Origin of the sequence: Streptomyces sp. SS7 (assembly GCF_037993025.1) — a bacterium.
Lineage (GTDB): Bacteria > Actinomycetota > Actinomycetes > Streptomycetales > Streptomycetaceae > Streptomyces.
Genome location: NZ_CP141223.1, coordinates 9,772,533 through 9,789,593, shown reverse-complemented (window position 1 = coordinate 9,789,593; position 17,061 = coordinate 9,772,533). Strand labels below are relative to the sequence as shown.

At 70.5% G+C, this 17,061-nt stretch carries 16 protein-coding genes and 1 pseudogene; 6 read left to right on the top strand and 11 right to left on the bottom strand.

The window, feature by feature from the left end:
- The first annotated feature begins 31 nt into the window (after positions 1-31).
- The 3 genes from U5640_RS44085 (at position 32) to U5640_RS44075 (ending at position 2,458) form a co-directional block, all read left to right on the top strand.
- Complete coding sequence (locus tag U5640_RS44085) at positions 32-913, top strand: class I SAM-dependent methyltransferase (protein WP_340373736.1); 882 nt, start codon at positions 32-34, stop codon at positions 911-913.
- Between the two features lie 306 nt (positions 914-1,219).
- Positions 1,220-1,687: a GNAT family N-acetyltransferase gene (locus U5640_RS44080; protein WP_340373737.1), complete on the top strand. Its 468-nt coding sequence runs from the start codon at positions 1,220-1,222 to the stop codon at positions 1,685-1,687.
- A gap of 396 nt (positions 1,688-2,083) precedes the next feature.
- Positions 2,084-2,458, top strand: a complete 375-nt coding sequence (locus U5640_RS44075) for a TetR-like C-terminal domain-containing protein (RefSeq protein ID WP_340384838.1) — start codon at positions 2,084-2,086, stop codon at positions 2,456-2,458.
- 232 nt (positions 2,459-2,690) lie between these two features.
- On the opposite strand, the gene U5640_RS44070 is transcribed toward U5640_RS44075, so the two are convergent.
- The 4 genes from U5640_RS44070 to U5640_RS44055 all read right to left on the bottom strand — a co-directional run bounded on the left by U5640_RS44070 (position 2,691) and on the right by U5640_RS44055 (position 6,172).
- The gene (locus tag U5640_RS44070; RefSeq protein WP_340373738.1) at positions 2,691-3,074 is read right to left on the bottom strand and encodes a hypothetical protein; all 384 of its coding nucleotides are present in this window, start codon (positions 3,072-3,074) and stop codon (positions 2,691-2,693) included.
- A 69-nt stretch (positions 3,075-3,143) separates the two neighbouring features.
- Positions 3,144-3,749, bottom strand: a complete 606-nt coding sequence (locus U5640_RS44065) for a TetR family transcriptional regulator (RefSeq protein ID WP_340373739.1) — start codon at positions 3,747-3,749, stop codon at positions 3,144-3,146.
- Between the two features lie 134 nt (positions 3,750-3,883).
- Positions 3,884-4,687: a hypothetical protein gene (locus tag U5640_RS44060; RefSeq protein ID WP_340373740.1), complete on the bottom strand. Its 804-nt coding sequence runs from the start codon at positions 4,685-4,687 to the stop codon at positions 3,884-3,886.
- Positions 4,688-5,590: 903 nt separating this feature from the next.
- Entirely contained in the window at positions 5,591-6,172 is a 582-nt protein-coding gene (locus U5640_RS44055; RefSeq protein WP_340373741.1) for a TetR family transcriptional regulator, read from the bottom strand.
- 277 nt (positions 6,173-6,449) lie between these two features.
- On the opposite strand from U5640_RS44055, the gene U5640_RS44050 reads away from it, so the two are divergent.
- Positions 6,450-7,997 (top strand): MFS transporter, encoded by a 1,548-nt coding sequence (locus tag U5640_RS44050; protein WP_340373742.1) that lies wholly within the window; start codon positions 6,450-6,452, stop codon positions 7,995-7,997.
- Positions 7,998-8,231: 234 nt separating this feature from the next.
- Here U5640_RS44050 and U5640_RS44045 read toward each other — a convergent pair whose 3' ends face one another.
- The 4 genes from U5640_RS44045 to U5640_RS44030 all read right to left on the bottom strand — a co-directional run bounded on the left by U5640_RS44045 (position 8,232) and on the right by U5640_RS44030 (position 9,969).
- Entirely contained in the window at positions 8,232-8,903 is a 672-nt protein-coding gene (locus U5640_RS44045; RefSeq protein ID WP_340373743.1) for an enoyl-CoA hydratase-related protein, read from the bottom strand.
- A 57-nt stretch (positions 8,904-8,960) separates the two neighbouring features.
- The gene (locus U5640_RS44040) at positions 8,961-9,527 is read right to left on the bottom strand and encodes a helix-turn-helix domain-containing protein (protein WP_340373744.1); all 567 of its coding nucleotides are present in this window, start codon (positions 9,525-9,527) and stop codon (positions 8,961-8,963) included.
- 89 nt (positions 9,528-9,616) lie between these two features.
- Positions 9,617-9,838: a hypothetical protein gene (locus U5640_RS44035; protein ID WP_340373745.1), complete on the bottom strand. Its 222-nt coding sequence runs from the start codon at positions 9,836-9,838 to the stop codon at positions 9,617-9,619.
- Positions 9,799-9,969, bottom strand: a complete 171-nt coding sequence (locus U5640_RS44030; RefSeq protein WP_340373746.1) for a hypothetical protein — start codon at positions 9,967-9,969, stop codon at positions 9,799-9,801. The genes U5640_RS44035 and U5640_RS44030 overlap by 40 nt, the downstream gene beginning before the upstream one ends.
- 253 nt (positions 9,970-10,222) lie before the next feature.
- Between U5640_RS44030 and U5640_RS44025 the strand changes: the two genes are divergently transcribed.
- Positions 10,223-12,460: a LuxR C-terminal-related transcriptional regulator gene (locus U5640_RS44025; RefSeq protein WP_340373747.1), complete on the top strand. Its 2,238-nt coding sequence runs from the start codon at positions 10,223-10,225 to the stop codon at positions 12,458-12,460.
- 466 nt (positions 12,461-12,926) lie between these two features.
- Here U5640_RS44025 and U5640_RS44020 read toward each other — a convergent pair whose 3' ends face one another.
- Complete coding sequence (locus tag U5640_RS44020) at positions 12,927-14,057, bottom strand: FAD-dependent monooxygenase (RefSeq protein ID WP_340373748.1); 1,131 nt, start codon at positions 14,055-14,057, stop codon at positions 12,927-12,929.
- Between the two features lie 292 nt (positions 14,058-14,349).
- Positions 14,350-14,670, bottom strand: a complete 321-nt coding sequence (locus tag U5640_RS44015) for a WhiB family transcriptional regulator (RefSeq protein ID WP_340384840.1) — start codon at positions 14,668-14,670, stop codon at positions 14,350-14,352.
- Positions 14,671-15,448: 778 nt separating this feature from the next.
- On the opposite strand from U5640_RS44015, the gene U5640_RS44010 reads away from it, so the two are divergent.
- A complete protein-coding gene (locus U5640_RS44010) occupies positions 15,449-15,664 on the top strand; it encodes a hypothetical protein (RefSeq protein WP_340373749.1) in 216 nt (71 codons plus the stop codon).
- A gap of 640 nt (positions 15,665-16,304) precedes the next feature.
- On the opposite strand, the pseudogene U5640_RS44005 reads toward U5640_RS44010, so the two are convergent.
- Positions 16,305-16,715 (bottom strand): annotated as a pseudogene (locus U5640_RS44005) (GtrA family protein); the annotation flags it as partial.
- Positions 16,716-17,061: the final 346 nt, after the last annotated feature.

The following is a 17,061-nucleotide window of genomic DNA, read 5'->3' as shown; positions in this document are numbered from 1 at the left end:
TGCGAGTGCGGCCCGGAACAGGAGGTTCGCGATGGCTGTACAGGACGACTTCGGCGTTGAGGAAGCCGACGCGCGCAGGGACGGGCACGCTGAGGGGCTTGCCGCCAACCGGGCGCTTTGGGATTCCTGGGCCGAAACCCACGGCATGACAGCAACCGATCAGTCCTACGACGTGGAGGCGTTTCTCGGCGGTCAGCAGACGCTGCGCAGCATCGAGCGTGAACTGGCCGGTGACGTAGCGGGCAAGGATCTGCTCCACCTGCACTGCCACTTCGGCATGGACACCTTGAACTGGGCCCGCCTGGGCGCGAGGGTCACCGGAGTCGACTTCTCCCCCGTAGCGATCGCCCGTGCCCGGGCCCTCGCCGAAAAGGCGGGACTGGTCGCGGACTTCGTCATGGCGGACGCCCAGCGCCTGCCCGACAGCCTTGCGGCCGGGTTCGACGTCGTCGTCGCCACGTATGGCGTGTTGTCCTGGATCGCGGATGTCGGCGCGTGGATGCGGGGGGCCGCGCGGGCGCTCAGGCCAGGAGGCCGGCTGGTCCTGGTGGACATTCATCCGGTCTTCCAGACCGTCCTCAGCTTCGAACCCTTCGTAGCCGACTGGCCCTACGGCGGCGGCGAGGCTCAGTACGCCGCTCTCACCGGCACGTATGCAGATCCGAGCGTTGTGACAGCGCCGCAGCAGACGGTGCAGTTCCCCTACTCGGTCGGTGAGATCGTGACGGCCGCCGCTTCGGCGGGCCTGGTTGTGGAGCGGCTGGCAGAGCACACCGAGACGGAATCCGACGGCCGCCACATCCTGCCTCGAGGCGCCGACGGCCTCTACCGGTTCCCCTTCAGCGACACTTATCTGCCGATCATGTACTCGCTGCGGGCTGTCGCACCACGCACGCCGACGGCCGGCAGCTGATCGAGTCCTCCCTCTGACATTCAGAGGGCCTGTCCGCAAAAGCCAACGGCGGCACCGCGTTTCGGTCCGGCATCGCCACGGTCGTCACCAACCCGGGGGTGCGGGGCTGCAGTCGGACACCGGATGGTCGGCTGCGCAGCGGCGAGTCGTGGGCACATGAGTGCCTCTTGCTCAGGTGCTGCACGGCGGCCGCGACACACGCTTGTCGCTGACCTTCAGACCTCTACGGCAAGGCATGTCATGCGTTCATACAGCAGAGTCGAGTCTCATCTCGAGCGGCACGGGGGCAGTGAATGCGCTCCGGCTGTGTTCGTCAGCGAGCTGGACGTGACGGACATGGCGACGGCGACGGCGGTGCACCTGACCGGCCGCCGGTCGTATGCAGTCGAGGCCGCGCTGATCGGTTTCGACGGAATACCCGCTCTCGTGGAGAGCCTGGAAGAGATGCGGGCCCAGCCGTTGCGTTGGCTCGGGATGACGACGCGTGACGGTGACCTTGCCGCCTTCGTTGCCTGGCAGCGCCTGGCCGGAGGAAACGGCATCGATATCGACCGGGTGTGCGTCGACCCGGCATGGTTTCGCCGTGGTTTGGCTCTGAGACTGCTCGATCACCTGTTGACCGAGCTGGAGCCCACCGGGCAGGCGCTGGTCAGCACGGGCGCGGACAATCGTCCGGCCATCGCTCTCTATGAGCGTCTCGGCTTCACCCGTGTCGGCACCGTCGAGCGGGCACCCGGGCTGCTCATGGCCGAGTTCCGGCTTGCGCGGGAATAGGCCCCGGGCCGCCTCGTCGCAGCCCTCGCCAGCGCGAACGCATCGAGGCGATGCCGTGCGTGTGCATCGGCCTGCGGGGGTCCGGTGACGTCGACCTGCCGGTTTCCTTCCCGGACGTACGGGAGGGCAAGCCGCTCGGCAGTATCCGGCCGGCGGGGCACGACGGGCCGAGGACACCGGGTGGTCGGCAGGCCTGCTGACCAGGCCTGCCGTCGGCCGGCTGCCCCCGTTTCGTGGCATGTCGTGCGACGGCCGGCGGCCTGGCGGGCGGGCCTGCGGCTGGTGGGGGCGCCGGCCTCGGGCCGGCCACCGGTGGGCCGTCATACGTACGCGGTCAGTGGTGGCCGCGGCCGCTGGTGATCTAAGCGCACGGGCGCCCCGCCCGCGGACCGGTTCCTGGGCGCGTGCCGCGCGATGCGCGCCTGGGCCGTATCCCATCCCGCCGAGTTCGAGTGGATCTTCGCCAGCCCCGTCAGCGGCACGCAGCACCAGCCCGACTCCGCCCGGCACCAGGCCGGCCTGCGCTTCGAGAACGTCTTCATCGACATGATCGTCGAGGTGTGGAACACCCGTCCGTTCCCGGTGCCGGAACTGGACGCGCTGCCCCAGGGCCTGCCCGAACAACTGCACGCGTACTCCCGTCTGATCGACCGGCGCCTGCCCCCCGAAGCGGTTCACCAGATGGACTTCGTCCTGACCGACATGCAACCGCTCTACGAACAGTGCCTGAGTGAACTGAGTGGCATGCTGGGCCTCGCCCCGGAGCCCTGACGGGGCGTCGCGTGCCCGTGAAACGGAACAACACGCGCAACCCACAGGCCGCGCCCGCCTGAAGGATCGCGCCTTTCCGCACAGCGGTGGGCGGGAAGGCGCGGCGGCCGCCCCGTCGAGCGGCTCACCGCGGCACGGCGCCCTGAGCGGAGAGCCCATGCGCATGAATATGGATCACCCGCGAGATCCCGAAATGAGTAATCGGTACTCATTTTTTTCCCGTCACCGCACCTCAGGGGCGCGCGACGGCAGGGATGCGCGAGGGCGAAGAGGACGAGAACTCGGCCGAGGCGCTGAGGCAGAGCTGTCCAGCGCCGAGGCGGACGGCCTGCTCGCTGGGCATGCCGGCCGACGGCAGGTGCGGGAGGAGCGTCGCCGCACAGGTCATCACGTAGGCGGCCGCGTCAGATCCGGCGGACCGCCGGTGGCCGCGCCATCGGGCAGGCCTACCGGCCTGGAAGGTGAAACGTGCGCGCAGTTCTGCACACAGGAGGGTGGAAGCTGCGGTGACCAGCGCGTTCGCCATCGCCCACGGCATCAGTGCGGCCATCGGCGCCACGGCCGGGCCGAGCGAGAGGAGCCGTTGGCGCAACGGACCGTCCGGGCCGGGCGTCACGCCGTGCTTCTCGCGGCCTACGGGCGGGCGGCGGCGTCCTGGATTGCGCCGGCTCCCGCCCCGGCTCTCTCATTCATCGGCGGATCGGGCCGGAGGGAGAAGTGCACCAAGTCCTGGAGCCAGGAGGCCGATGATCCGCTCGGAGTCCATGGCGGCCATCGGGTTCAGCCTGAGAACGTAACGGCTGAAGGTCAGTCCGAGAGTCGTCGTCAGCACGGCCCCCGCTCGTTCCGCGGCGTCAATTCCGCCGATGTGTTGCGCCAGTCGGGCGGTCAGTTCCCGCTCGACGTACTCGCGGAACGCGCGCATGAGCGCCGGGTCCCGCTGGGCCTGGGTGACCAGCAGCGTCAGCGGACCAGCGAGTTCCGGATCATCCCATACGGCCAGGACAGCCCGGATGATCTGTTCGGGCATCTGCCCGGGATCACCCTCGAGGACGCGGGCCATCACCTGGCCCGGGCTGATCCCGAGCGCCATCGCCCCAGCGAACAACCCTTGCTTGGAGCCGAAGTGATAGCTGATCAGGGCCGGGTCCACGCCGGCTGCCGAGGCAACGGCTCGCATCGTCGTCGCGTTGTAGCCGTGCCGCAGGAACGCCGTCTTCGCCGCCGCCAGAATCCTCTCCTTGGCGTCGGAGCCTCCACGCGGACGTCCACGAGGTTTATTCATCGCCATTGAATGTCACGGGCCTCAGAGCCTCGTGCGGCACGCAGGTGCTCACACAGCCCAGGTCACGCCTTGCCGGCGCCCAGCGGGCGGCCGGGGGCGGCGGCCGCGGCGGTGAGCGCCGCTGCCGCCGCCCTGCAGGCTCAGCGGGTGATGTCGACGAAGACCATGGGCCGGTCGGCGACGGTGTGGAACGCGGCCTCGTTGCGGCCCCACCAGTGACCGGTCGGCTTGCCGGTGAGGGCGTCGGCCTGGATGAAGATCGTTCCCCGGCCGGCACCGCTCCATTCCTTCGTGGTAAGTCCCGGAGAGCCCTCGACCCGGGTGTCCCGGAACGCCCAGTGCGTCGACGTCTTGGAGGAGAAGGCGACGCCGTGCGGGGCGGAGGTGCTGTCGGAGACCCTGACCGCGTACTCCTGGGTGGCGCTGTTGCCGTCGCGCTCGAACGGTGCCACGGACTGCACGACCATCATGTGCCCGGTAGCTCCCCCGTCCGAGCCGTCCAGGTACTTCACCGCGATGACGGAACCCGCGTGCAGGTCGCTGACCCGCTGTGCGGAGGGGCGGTTGACGTGATCGCTCATGTCGTCGAGCGCGCCGCCGGCGGAGGTGTCGGTGAAGGCGTCGTAGTACTGCTCCGAGGTCGGGCTGCGGAAGCCGATACCGGAGGTGAACCACGCGTCGGTGGCCCAGGAGTAGGCATGTTTCAGCGAGGCGGTGAGGAACTGCGCGCACTTGGCCTCGACCTGATAGGAGCTGGGATCGCCGGGCGTGCCCCAGACGACCGTGGCTGTGGCGGAGTCCGCGTGGGCGCCGGCACCGGGGTAGAAGTTCTCCGGGTCCTGGCCCGGCCAGCCCAGTGCCGCGAGTTGGTCGATGATCTCGTTCTCGGCGGCCGCCAGGGGGGCGCCGTCTTCGATCCCGTCTGCCTGTGCCGCAGTGGGCATGACCGCCAGAACAACGGCTGCCGACACTGCGCACAGGGGGCCTATGAGCTTGTTCATCGTGCTGATCTTCTTCTTTCTGTGATGCTGTTCTGCCGCAGCGGAGGTGGTTACTGCCTGCCGGGCGGGTGGCCGAGCGGCACAGCCGGATGTCGTGCAGTGCTGCGGGCGGGATCAGCCATCGCGCGGCGCCGTGCAACGGGTACCGGCCGCCCTGCCGTCCCAGCGGCCCGCTGACATCGGGAGCGGCCGGAGTCCGGGCCCCGCACTGAGAGGTGTTCCGGGCGGGTGGCCCTCCCTCACCGCGAACTTGCCTGCCTCTGGCACTGCTCCGGTTGCTCGGGCAAGCAGGGTCAGTCAACCGTGAGCCGGGGAACCGGAGATGAGTAATGCCTGCCCATCCGGGAGGCCGAGGGCTGGCCATACGTCTCGCAGGAGGCGCTGGCCCTGATCTCAGACATACGAGGCGCCCAGTCGGTCTGAAACGCAGATCGCGTGATTCTGCAGCGTGGTAGGCGGCCGCGGCCGCGCTGTGCCGATCGCGTCCGGCAGCGACGTATCAGGAAGCCCGCCGCTGATCTGGCCCCACCGTGCAGGCGATGCCGGACCCACCACCCGGATACGCAAGGTGCACCGCGTCGCGGACGGCACCCGGTGGCGCCCAGATCACCGCCGGAGTACGGGCGAGGGCAAGCGTGTCACGACGGACGGGCGGCCGGTCATGCACTGGGCCGGCCGACAGCACTGGACTGGACTGGACTGCGCAGGAAGCACGGTCCCGCCGTGAAGGCCGCCGCACAGGCAGGCGACCTGACCGCTCGCGGCTTCAGCCCCGCGGTGGTGGACACGAGGTGGCCGGCGGCACCGCCTGGGGCTTTGACCGGTTCCGTCGTCTGATCTGTCTGTTCAATGGGCGGATGCCTGCGGTTCGAGGATGCTCCGGACGGCGGGCGTGTAGGCGGCGACGATCTCTTCAGGTGTCATGCGCACTACGGCTGGGATGCGCAGCAGATAGCGGGTGAGGGCGAGGCCGAGCAGCTGGGCGGAGACCAGCCCGACGTTGTCTTTGCTGGCGGGGCCCAGGGCCGGGGAGACCTGGGCGGCGAAGATCTCCCGCATGCGGCGTGCCGCCTGGTCGTTGGTGACGGCGGAGCGCAGAAGCAGCAGGAGCGCGTCGTCGGCGCCCTCGTGCTCCCAGCGGTGCAGGAAGTGCCGCACGAGGGCTTCGGCCCGTTCCTCTGCCGGGGTGGCGGACAGGTCGGGAAGGCGCAGGTCGATGTCGAGGGCGGCGTCGAAGAGCTGGGCCTTGCTGCCGTAGTAGCGCATGACCATGGAGGGGTCGATGCCCGCGTCGGCCGCGACGGCCCGGATTGTCGTGCGTTCGAAGCCCTGAGCGGCAAAGCGCTGGCGGGCGGCGTCGAGGATCGCTGTCCGGGTGCGGTCGGAGCGCCGGGGGCCGGGGGGAGCTTCTGTGCTGTCTGGTGTCATGCCAACAAATGTAGGCCATCGCTCGTTGACTTTCCATCCCTCTGGATGCGTTAATGTCAACGGAGGTTGGCCAACAAACGTTGGCATGAGGCGTCTTCCGTGGTGCAGCCCGTTGCGGTGCCGGGGCGGCAGCGGTCGGCGCCGGTCCCCCTCACACTGCGCGCTCGCGCGTCATGAACTCTGCGCTGCTGCTGCGCCGCGCCTCCATGGCGGCTGCATCCGCCATGGAGGCGTCCATCGCACCAGCGCACCTGTCCAGCGGGAAAGGACGCCTCTCATGAACCGAGGCCTCACAGAACAAGGTCACCAAGCGGTGCGTCACGGCGCAGTGCTGGCCGTCACATGCCTGGCTCTGGCAACCGTCGTCTCGGCGATGGCATCGCTGAATGTGGCCCTGCCCGACATCGCCCGTGAGACCCACGCGAGTCAGACGCAGCTGTCGTGGATCATCGACGCCTACAGTCTGGTCTTTGCCGCCCTTCTGCTGCTGGCGGCGACTCTGGGCGACCGGTTCGGCCGGCGCCGGGCCTTGCTGAGCGGCCTCGCTCTGTTCGCGGCCGGATCGGTCGCGGCCGCGTTCTCCTCGGAACCCGGGGTTCTCATCGCCCTGCGAGCTCTGCTGGGGGTGGCGGCTGCCTTTGTCATGCCCGCCACACTCTCGACCATCACCAGCACCTTTCCCCGTGAACAGAGGGCAAGTGCGGTCAGCATCTGGGCGGCCGTCGCGGGAGCGAGCGCCATACTGGGCCTGCTGGCTTCCGGCGCCGTGCTCGAAGCATGGTCCTGGCGATCTGTCTTCTGGGTGAACGTCGTTCTCGCGGTCGTGGCGTTCGTCGGCAGTTACGTCTTCGTGCCGGAGTCGGCCGAAGCGAACAAGCAGCGCATCGACACCGTCGGCGCCACGCTCACGGTCGTCGGTCTGGGAATTCTGGTCTACTCGGTCATCCAGGCGCCCGAGCAGGGCTGGGCGAGCGCCCGCACCCTGATCGGCATCACGGCGGGATTCCTCGTGCTCGCCGGTTTCGTCGTCTGGGAGCTGCGCCACCCCCGCCCTCTGCTGGATCCCCGGCTCTTCCGCAACAGGCCGTTCGCCGCCGGGACTTTGTCGATCACCTTGCAGTTCTTCGCGTTCTTCGGGTTCATCTTCGTCGTCATGCAGTACCTGCAGCTCGTGCGAGGCGACAGCGCGCTGATCGCCGCCCTGAGTGTGCTGCCCATGCCCGCCGCCATGATTCCGAGCGCCCGGCTGTCCCCGAAACTGGCAGCACGCGTCGGCGCTCGCCGTCCCTGGATCGCAGGGCTGACAGCCGTCGCCGTCGGTCTGAGCGTGCTCGCCGAGCTCGACAAGACGAGCTCCTACCGGCTCATCGTGACGGGGCTCATTCTCCTGGGCGCCGGTATGGGCCTGGCCATGACGCCCGCCACCGCGGCCATCACCGACGCCTTGCCCTCCCGCCTGCAAAACGTGGGCTCGGCGGTGAACGACCTGTCCCGTGAACTGGGCGGCGCCCTGGGAATCGCCGTCCTCGGCAGTGCGCTGAACGCCGGCTACCGCAACACTCTCGACACCGAGGGGCTCCCGGCCCACGTGGCTGAGGCAGTTCGCTCATCCCTCGCCGCAGCCAACATCGTCGGCGCCAGGACAGGCGACGCCGCCCTGGTCAATCAGGCCCGCGATGCCTTCGCCTCCGGTCTGCACCTCGCTCTCGTCACCGGAGCAGGAGCAGCCCTCCTGGGTGCGGCATCGGTCGCTTTCCTCCTGCGGCGCTCCCCCGGCACCCGTGACAGCGCCGACGGTTTCGACGGTGCCGCCACGGAGGGATGACCGGCTGCCGCCCTCCTCCCCCGCGCTGCCTGTGCCCGCCTCGTGCCGGCACAGGCAGCGTCGTGTTCTGCCCAGGCCGTGAGGGCGGGACGGCGCATTGCGGCTTCTGCACGTCGCGGTCCCCCTCGCGGCTGACCGCACTGCGGCAGCCGGGGACGCGCTGCCGGTGTGCCCCGGCCGGCGTTCCTTCGCCGAGCGCCCCGCCCCGGCCGCCGTGACGGCGTGTACGGCACTTCATCCGAGGGGAAGGGTGGTGTCGCGCAACGCGGTCAGGGCCGGGGCGTACATGCGGGCTTTGATGGTGCCGAGGGTGACCCCCGCCCTGCTCGCCTGCGACCGGGCCAGTGCGATGGCCGCCGTACGCACTTCGTTCTCGGCGACCGCCTGGTCGACGATGCCGGCGGCCACCGCGTCGGCTCCGCCGTAGCGGTGCGCGGTGAGCATGGCCCGGTGCGCGGTGTGCGGGCCCAGCCGTGCCTGGATGAGTGCGGACATGCCGGGGCTGAAGGGGATGTCGATGTCCGCCTCGGGCAGGCACCAGTATCCGCGGTCTGCGCGCATGATGCGGAAGTCGTGCGCGAGGGAGAACATCGCTCCGGCCGCGAAGGCATGTCCCTGCAGAGCCGCGACGGTGATCACCGGCAGGGACAGCATGCGCGCGAAGAGCTCCTGGACGCAGACGACGTAGCCGGGGTGCTCGTCCAGGTGGGCCAGCAGCCAGTCCAGGTCCAGGCCGTTGGAGTAGAACTTTCCCGTCGCGGTGGTCACCAGAGCGCGCGGGCCTGTCTCTTTCCCGACCTCGTCCAGTGCGGTGGCGACGGAGGCGAGCCAGTCGGGGTGGAAGCGGTTCTCGCCGTCTCCGAGGTCGAGAACGAAAACGTCGTCGTGACGATCGAGCGTGGGCATCTGGCTCCTTCGAGTGAGGCAGGATCGGGTGTGAGGGGCGAAGTTCGCCGGGGCGCTCTACCGGTTTCCCAGGCGTGCCGCTCGCAGCGAGGCTCGGGCGCGCCTGCTGTCACGAAGCCCTCGCGGCGCCGGCCCCGCCGTCTGCTCGCCTTCCCGTCCTTCACGGACGTGCCCTCGATCAGCAGCGTGGGTATGACGCCGGCTGAGGCCAGGAACCTGAGCCGGGTGCCTCAGCGGTCTTCTGCGGCCGGCCTCGGCCTCAGGGACGCCGGCGCAGAGGTGGTCCTCCGCCCACACGGTCAGGGCGGCCAGCGGGATGAGGAGGGCCTTACCGTGGGCGGAGAGCGCGTAGCGGGAACGTGAGGGCGTGTCCGGCGCGGCGGTTCGGGTCACGAGGCCGAGGGTGGTCATCTCCCGCAGGCGCCGGGTGAGCACGCCTTCGCTGAGAGCGGGGAGGCGCTCGCACACCTGGGCGGCATCGGCCGGGCCCCGGGCGAGGGCGGTGATGATCAGCCCGGTGCCGCGTCTGCCGAGCAGGGAGAAGGCCCGGGTGAGGGCCACCAGGGGTTCGGGGAGTTGCACAGGGTGGGGCTGGTGCGGCGGCTGAGGATACGGCAGCGTCATGGCCGGTTCCTTCCTGGTACGTCGCTGAGGGCAGCGGGGTGCGGCCCTCGCGCCGTACGTCGTGATGGCTGTCGGGCGGTCGGCGGTGGCTACGCAGCCGACTTCGCCGTGTCGCTGTGGGTGCCGCTGTTCGGCGTCTGTGCCTGGTCCGTGCCGGGCTTGCCGGTCCGGCGCAGCAGGAGGGTGACGACGACGGCCAGGACGGTGGTGGCTGCGCCGCTGAGGAGGGCGAGGTGCATGCCGGAGGCGAAGGCGTCGCGGGCCTCGCCGATCAGTGCCGGGTTGCTTGTGGCGTGTTGTGCGGGTCGCACGCCAGGACGCCGGCGGCGACGACCCGTTCGGTGCCGGCCATCGAGGTCCAGCCGTGCCAGAGGTCGTACGGATCACCGGATCCGGCGCTGAAGGCACCGTTGGTGGCGGCGCGGAGTCCGCCGACGCCCACGCCGAGGACTTTCTGCCGAGCCGAGGCCGGCCAGCTTCAGCGCGTCCCTGCGGGTCACGGCTGTCTGTGGAGGGTCGTCTGTGACGGTGTTCGTGGCCATTGCGTCTCTCCTGTCGCGCGGCCCCGGGCTGTGGCAGGAGCTTGGCGTGGGGCAGGGTGTTCGCGCACCACCCCGCCGCGAGATGTACCCGGGGTGTCCGAGCTGGCAGAATCGGCGTCGGGTTGCGGTGCCAGGCCGCAGGTCGGGAGCGTCGTGACGTCGGACATACCTACGCGGCCCCTGCTGGCCGTGAAGCAGGTGATCCCGCCGGCCCGGGTCGGCGCGGTCCCGCGTGAACGCCTGCAGCGTCAGTTGCGTCTGGCCGAGACCCGGCTGACCGCGGTGGTGGCACCCGCCGGCTGGGGCAAGACGAGCCTGCTCAGCGGCTGGGCGGCGGACCCCGAGGAGAAGCGCCGCATCGCGTGGGTCTCGCTCGACGAGAGCGACGACGAACCCGTCCGGTTCTGGAGCTACGTGCTCACCGCGCTGCACAACGCCGGCGACGCGATCAGCACGGGCCCGCTCCAGGCATTGGACGCGGCCGACGTCTCCCCGGTCGACCTCGCGCTGCCGAGGCTGCTGAACGAGCTCGCCGCATCCGAAGTGGCGCATGTGCTGGTCCTCGACGACTACCACCTGCTCACCGACCCGCGGATCCACGAGGCGGTCGAGTATCTCGTCTCCTACCTGCCCGCCTCGCTGCGGATCGTGATCGCCACGCGAACCGACCCGCCGCTGCCGATCGCGCGGCTACGGGCCCGCGGCGACCTGACCGAACTGCGCGCGGCACAGCTACGGTTCTCGCCCGACGAGGCGGCAGCCCTGGTGTCGGCGGTGTCGGGGCACGACCTCGACAAGACGGCGGCAGCAGCCATGTGGGAACGGACCGAGGGGTGGGCGGCAGGCCTGCAGCTGGCCGCCCTCGCACTGCGCGCGAACCCGGCGAAAGCCCACGCCGACGACCGGCACCTGCTGGACTACTTCGCGGCCGAGGTGCTGCCGGGCCTCGCACCGCGCCACCGCGACCTCCTCGTGCGGGCCGCGCCGCTCGAACGGCTCTCCGGCCCGCTGTGCGACGCCGCACTACAGGTGACCGGATCGGCCCAGGTACTGGCCGATCTCGTCAGGGCGGACCTGTTCGTGGCCGCCCTGGACGACGAACAGCAGTGGTACCGGTGCCATCACCTGCTGCGTGAGGTCCTGGCACACGAGGCCACCACGGACCCGCGAGAGGTCCTCGGCCACGCCGCGGCCTGGTTCACCGACCAGGACCGGATCGACGACGCGGTACGCCACCTGCTGCGCGCCGACCGCGACAACGACGCCGCCGAGCTGATGCTGCGCAACGCGGAGACCTGGTTCTTCCCCCGCGGGGCCGCCGCGACCTACCTGCAGTTCGGCGAGCAGCTGCCCCGCCGGGCGGTGAACCCGGCGCTGGCGTTCTCACTGGCCTACACGGCAGCGCTCTGCGGCGATCAGGAGCGTGTGAACCACTGGCTGGACGCCTGCGAGGCAGGTGACGCCCACAACACTGCCGTACCCGGCTGGCACAGCTTCCGCAGCGCCGTGCTCTGCGTGCGGGCGGGCTTCGGCATGCCGGATGCCCAGGCCGCTCTATCCGTCGCCATGGTGCAGCAGGCGCTGGACGAAGAAACCGAGGCAGGCACCGCCGGGCATCCGACTACTCGGGCGGCACTGGGGGCCATGCTGGCGCGCGACGGCCGCTTCGACGAGGCCGCGACCCTCCTGCTCGACCTGTGGTCGTCACCGACCCACCGCAAGGCGTGGCCGCCGTCGCTCATGCTTCAGGGCGCCGGCACACTGACGATCAGCCTCGCCGAAGCCGGCCGCGGCGAGGACTGCGACCGGGTCCTGCGCGAGGCCCGTCCGCTCGCCGACGCCGTCGAACGGGACGGACGGGAGACGAGCACGCCGGGGCTGGCCCCGCTGCGCATCGCCCAGGCCAGACGCAGCTACCAGAAAGCCGACATGGAGACGGCCGCCGTACTGCTGCGCCGCGCCGTCCCCCTCGCCGAACTGCACCCCCGGCCGACCGTACTGTTCCTCGGCCTGCTGTATCTCGCCGACGCCGAACTCGCCCTCGGGGACCGGCCGGCCGCCCGCGCCGCACTGGCGCGGGCCCGCGAGGTCGCGGACGAGGAGCCGGTGAGCGCCTACGCGGCTCGGCGCCTCGAGCAGGCCGAAACGCGGCTGGGCCGAGCCGGCACCCGCACCGCCGTACGCTCCGGTGCCCTCGCGGAGGAACTGACCGACCGCGAGCTGTCGATCCTGCGGGCACTGCAGGGACCGGCGACCCAGCGGGAGATCGGCGCAGCGCTGTTCCTGTCCATCAACACGGTCAAGGCGTACAACAAGAGCCTCTACCGCAAACTCGGCGTCGCGTCCCGCCACGACGCCGTCGCAGCTGCGCGCGATCTTGGCCTGATCTGAGGCCACCCGGAGTGTTCTTCCCGAGCGGGTGGTGCGCGGGCACCGGGGCCACAGGTTTCCGGACGGCATGACCCATACCCGTTTCGAGCCGAGATGTCGTCTTCACCTAAGTCGCCCGTTTATCGGATGATTCCTCGCGTGGGTGGATGAGGTACAGGCGGGGCCGTAGAGACCGTCGATGCCGGCGAGTCGTGAGATGTTGCGGATGGGATGGAAGGGGGCGTGATCCTGTCTCATCCCAGGATGCCCGGTCTTCGGGGGCGCAGCCCGTTCACCGTGCACGGCGGCGAGGAGGGCGATGTCCAGTGCCGTGACCGGGAAGGTCTGCCGGGAAGCTCGCGGCGTCCGGTGCGGCGCATCGCAAGGCGGAGCGTCGCCCGCGTACCGGATGCACTCGGGTGATGCGACAACGCGGCGAGGTGCCGTGCCGGGCGTCGCGAGCCGGCAAACCTTTCCGGTCACGGCACTAGCGGTAGTTGAGCTCGGCAAGCTCGGTGGCGAGCTTCCTGGGCATCGGGGTGTGCCCCAGCAGAGGCAGCGCGAGGTTGCGGACACCGCGGGCCACGGAGCTGCGCGTGGTGGCCACGCGGGTCATGCGGTGGGTGAAGGCGACCACACGCTGGGCCACGGGGCGGCGTTGCGCCTCATAGCCGTCGAGCCGGCCGGTGACGAACGCCTGGCCCAGGGCGTAGCCGTCTTGGATGCCGGTGTTCATCCCCTGCCCGCCGGCGGGGCTGTGCACATGGGCGGCGTCGCCGGCCAGCAGCAGACGGCCAGCGCGGTAGTGGTCGGCGACCCGGTGGTGCACCCGGAACCGTGACGACCATGCCATACCGGTGACCTTGGCCTGGCCGGGGGCGCGCTCGTCGAGCAGCTTCTGGACGAAGGCGAGGTCCGGTGCGGCGGGCGCGTCGTCCACGGTGGCGACGACCCGGTAGTGGCCGCCGGGAAGCGGGGCGACTACGGCGAGCCCCAAGGTGCCGAAGGTCAGCGAGACTTCGTCCGGTCCCGGGACCCAGTCCATCACCACGTCGGCGAGCACGAAGGACTCGGCATAGGCGTTGCCGGTGAAACCGATGCCCGCCCCCTCACGCACGGTGCTGTGCATGCCGTCGGCGCCGACGGCGTACGCGGCGCGCAGCGTCTCACCTGTGGTCATGGTGAGCGTCACGCCCTCCTCGTCCTGGACGACGGACGCGACCTCGTAGGGGCGGTGCACGTCCCCGCCGAGCGCCCGCAACCGGTCCAGCAGCACGCTCTCGGTCTCGTACTGCGGAACCATGAGCGTGTACGGGTGGGGCGTGGGCAGCTTGTCGAACGGCACGGTCAGCAGTCGGCGCGCGCCGTCGCGGACGGCGAACCGGGTGACCTTGACGCCCCGCGCGATCAGCTCCGCGGAGGCTCCCAGCTCGTCCAGGACCTCCAGCGTGCGGGCATGCACCACGGCGGCGCGCGACGTGTTGGCACCCTCCGCCAGCTTGTCCAGGACAACGAAGTCGATGCCTGCCGAAGCGAGTGTGACGGCGAGGGCGAGACCGGCCGGTCCGGCGCCGACGACGGCGACTTCGGTGCGGGCGGGAAGTGGGGTGGCGTTCATGGCGGAGCCTTCCGTTTCTGATCCGGGAAGTAGGTCAACAAGCGTTGGCCGACGCTCGTTGACAGGATGCTCGAATTCCCAGCGAGAGTCAACACGTGTTGGCCCACGCTCGTTGACGCGAAGGACCGGGGCCCCGCAGCGGCACTGGGACCGAGGGATGGCTGGTGGGCGCCGAGGTGCACGGGCTGCGGGCGGACCGCTCGCGCAACGGCCGGCAGAGCACACCGAGACGGAGTCCGGCGGCCGCCTCACAAGCCGCGGGACCCCGACGGCACTCGATCCGCCTGGGGCTTCATCCGTCTGCTGCCCAGCCCGCCCCGGAGGCTGGAAGGGGCCCGGCGCGTCCCGGTCCGGTCCGGCCGTGACTCCCCCTCGTAGCGTCATACCCGGCGGTTCGGAGCAGCTCCGTGCGTTCCTCCTCGCCGGTTCCGCCCCACACACCCGAGGTCTGTGCGGTGCCGAGGGCGTAGGACAGGCACTCGGAGCTCACCGGGCAGCGGGCGCAGACGCGTTTGGCGGCAGCGGCCTCCCGCAGCGCCGGCCCGATCGCGCTCACGGGGAAGAACAGCTCAGGGTCCTCGCCCACGCAGGCGGCGGCGCGCAACCACTCCATCTCACTCCACGGCATTGCTTTGCCTTCTTTGCTGTAGAACGCGTGGCACTGCGGCATTTCCCGGCCTTCACCGACCATCCGTTTCACGCTCACGGCGGCCATGAGGGGGGCTGTCGAGCTGTCGAGCCGATGCCCAGGCAGCCGGCTCCAGGGCGGCCCCGCGGGTCACGGCTGTCTCTCTGAAGGGGTCGTCCGGGACGGTGTTTCAGCCATTGCGTCCCTGTCGCGCGGCCCCGGTTCGTGGCAGGAGACTCGCGTCACACGGGGTGCTCGCGCACCACCCCGCCCCAAGATCTACCCGGGGTGCCCGCTGGCAGAATCGGCGCCGAGTTGCGGTGCCGATTCGCAGGGCCGGGAGTGACGTGACACGGACAGGCCTATGTGCTGGTCCTCGACGACTGCCACCTGCTCACCGACTCTCGGATCCACGAGGCGGTCCTACATCTGCCCGCATCGCGTGGTTCTCGCTCGACGAGAGCGACGACGAACCCGTCGCGACCTGACCAACTGCGCGGCGCAGCTGCAGTTCCCGCCCGGCGAAGGAGCCCCTCACCGCGCTGCACAACGCCGGCGACGCGATCAGCACGGGCCCGCTACAGGCGGGTCCCGCCGGCCCGGGCCAGATTCTGGAGCTACCTCTCCACCGCGAACTCAGCGTCGCCTCCCGGCGCGACGCCGTGACAACGGCACGCGAACCCGGCCTGATCTGATCCCACCCCGGGTGTCTTTGCCGCGCGGGTGGTGCGCGCGCCCACGGGCGACGGGTTTCCTGTACGGCATGGCCCCCACCCGCTACGAGCTGACCCTGCGCGCACCGATCGCCCGCACCCTGCTGGACGTGATCCGGACCAGGTTCGACCACGTGTCCACGCCTGGCGAGGACGGCACCGTGCTGATCGTCGAGAACATCGACCAGGCATCGGTGCGCGCCCTGCTGATCCTGCTCTGGGACACCGGCCAGGACGTACTGGCCTTCCAGGAGACAAGGGCCTGAGACGTCCACCGGCATGCGTGATGGCCTCGGCCGTGCGGCTGTCACCGGTTGACGTGCGGCACGACCTCGCTGTCGCCGCGGGTGGCGGACCGGTGCCGGAGGGCGGTCGGCCGGTTGCGACCGCAGCCGGCCTCGCCGGTGCGGTCGGCTGCGGCACAGGCTTGCGGTCCACGACACGCCAAGGCCTTTGTCATCTCCTTGCGCGAGTGCCTTCCGCGCCCGGACACAAGGTCCGCGGAGCGGGCATCACCGGCTGGCCCCTGCATCGTTGGCCCCCGGCCTCTGCGCGAAAGCGTGTCGCACCTTCCGGATCCAGGACTGCCGCTCACGCCGGGGACACCGCGCGCGAAGGACGGAAGACCCGGGGCCGGACCCGGTACGTCGGTCACCGCCACGGAAGCGATCAAGACACCCGGGTGAACCCCTCGCACAGCGACTCGCCCGGACGAACGCCCGTCCCCCTGAGGCTGGTTCTTCCGGTCGGCATCGTGGCCGCCGCCCTCGCCCCACGCAAGATGACCCGCTCGCTCACCGGCTGCGGGGTCTTCGGCCGCGGCGCAGTCGCGATGGACCAGGACGCGGCCTCGCTCGCTTCCTGGACCTCCGCCGGGCTGCTCTCCTGCACGGTGGTCGAACTGCCGGCGAAGACGATCAGGCGCAGAACGAGGAACCGCCCGATTCCGGCGAGCCCTGAAGCACCGAGATAGACGGCCTGCTCGCTCAGCGTCCCGGCCGACGGCTGTATGAGGTGCAGGACGAACATCGCCGCGCACGTCACTGTGTAGGCGGCCAAGGCCGACCCGGCGGACTGCCAGTGCCGGCGCCATCCGGCATGCCGCCCGGCCTTGAAGGTGAAGCGCGCGTGGAGTTCTGTGCACAGGATGGTGGAACCTGCGGTGACCAGTGCGTTCGCCGACGCCCAGGGCATCAGCGTGGCCAGCAGTGCCACGGCCGGCCCGGAAGCGAGTCCGACACCGCCGCCGCACAGGACGAACCGGGAGAAGGAGGTGAGCGGGCCGGGAGCGGCTGCGGTCGGGCGCACCTCGCCCAAGGCGGCTTCTGCCCGGCCGGTGCACTGCGCCTCGTACGCCGCACCGGGCTTCGAGGGGAGCAGCGACTTCATGGCGGTTGTCCTTCCGGCCGGGGGCACCCCGGTCTCCGGGCCGGGTGCGGAGCAGATTGCCAACAAGCGTTGGCCACCACTTGTTGACAGAATGCCCACCCCCGGCCGGAAAGTCAACACCGGTTGGCCTACACCTGTTGACAAAATGCGGAGGCCGGGGAACCCACTGCTCCGGCGCTCCGGCTGCACCCGGGGCTTCTTTCTTCGGCCGGCCGTGAGGCCCGTTCACCGCCCCGCTCTCGCCGCACCAACCGCCTCGGCCGCAGGGGCCGCA

Bases quoted from the DNA above. Each gene is read 5' to 3' on its own strand.
- U5640_RS44085 (WP_340373736.1), top strand. From the start codon at position 32: ATGGCTGTACAGGACGACTTCGGCGTTGAGGAAGCCGACGCGCGCAGG.
- U5640_RS44065 (WP_340373739.1), bottom strand. From the start codon at position 3,749: ATGGCGATGAATAAACCTCGTGGACGTCCGCGTGGAGGCTCCGACGCC.
- U5640_RS44060 (WP_340373740.1), bottom strand. From the start codon at position 4,687: ATGCCCACTGCGGCACAGGCAGACGGGATCGAAGACGGCGCCCCCCTG.
- U5640_RS44055 (WP_340373741.1), bottom strand. From the start codon at position 6,172: ATGACACCAGACAGCACAGAAGCTCCCCCCGGCCCCCGGCGCTCCGAC.
- U5640_RS44050 (WP_340373742.1), top strand. From the start codon at position 6,450: ATGAACCGAGGCCTCACAGAACAAGGTCACCAAGCGGTGCGTCACGGC.
- U5640_RS44045 (WP_340373743.1), bottom strand. From the start codon at position 8,903: ATGCCCACGCTCGATCGTCACGACGACGTTTTCGTTCTCGACCTCGGA.
- U5640_RS44040 (WP_340373744.1), bottom strand. From the start codon at position 9,527: ATGACGCTGCCGTATCCTCAGCCGCCGCACCAGCCCCACCCTGTGCAA.
- U5640_RS44020 (WP_340373748.1), bottom strand. From the start codon at position 14,057: ATGAACGCCACCCCACTTCCCGCCCGCACCGAAGTCGCCGTCGTCGGC.
- U5640_RS44015 (WP_340384840.1), bottom strand. From the start codon at position 14,670: ATGGAGTGGTTGCGCGCCGCCGCCTGCGTGGGCGAGGACCCTGAGCTG.
- U5640_RS44010 (WP_340373749.1), top strand. From the start codon at position 15,449: ATGGCCCCCACCCGCTACGAGCTGACCCTGCGCGCACCGATCGCCCGC.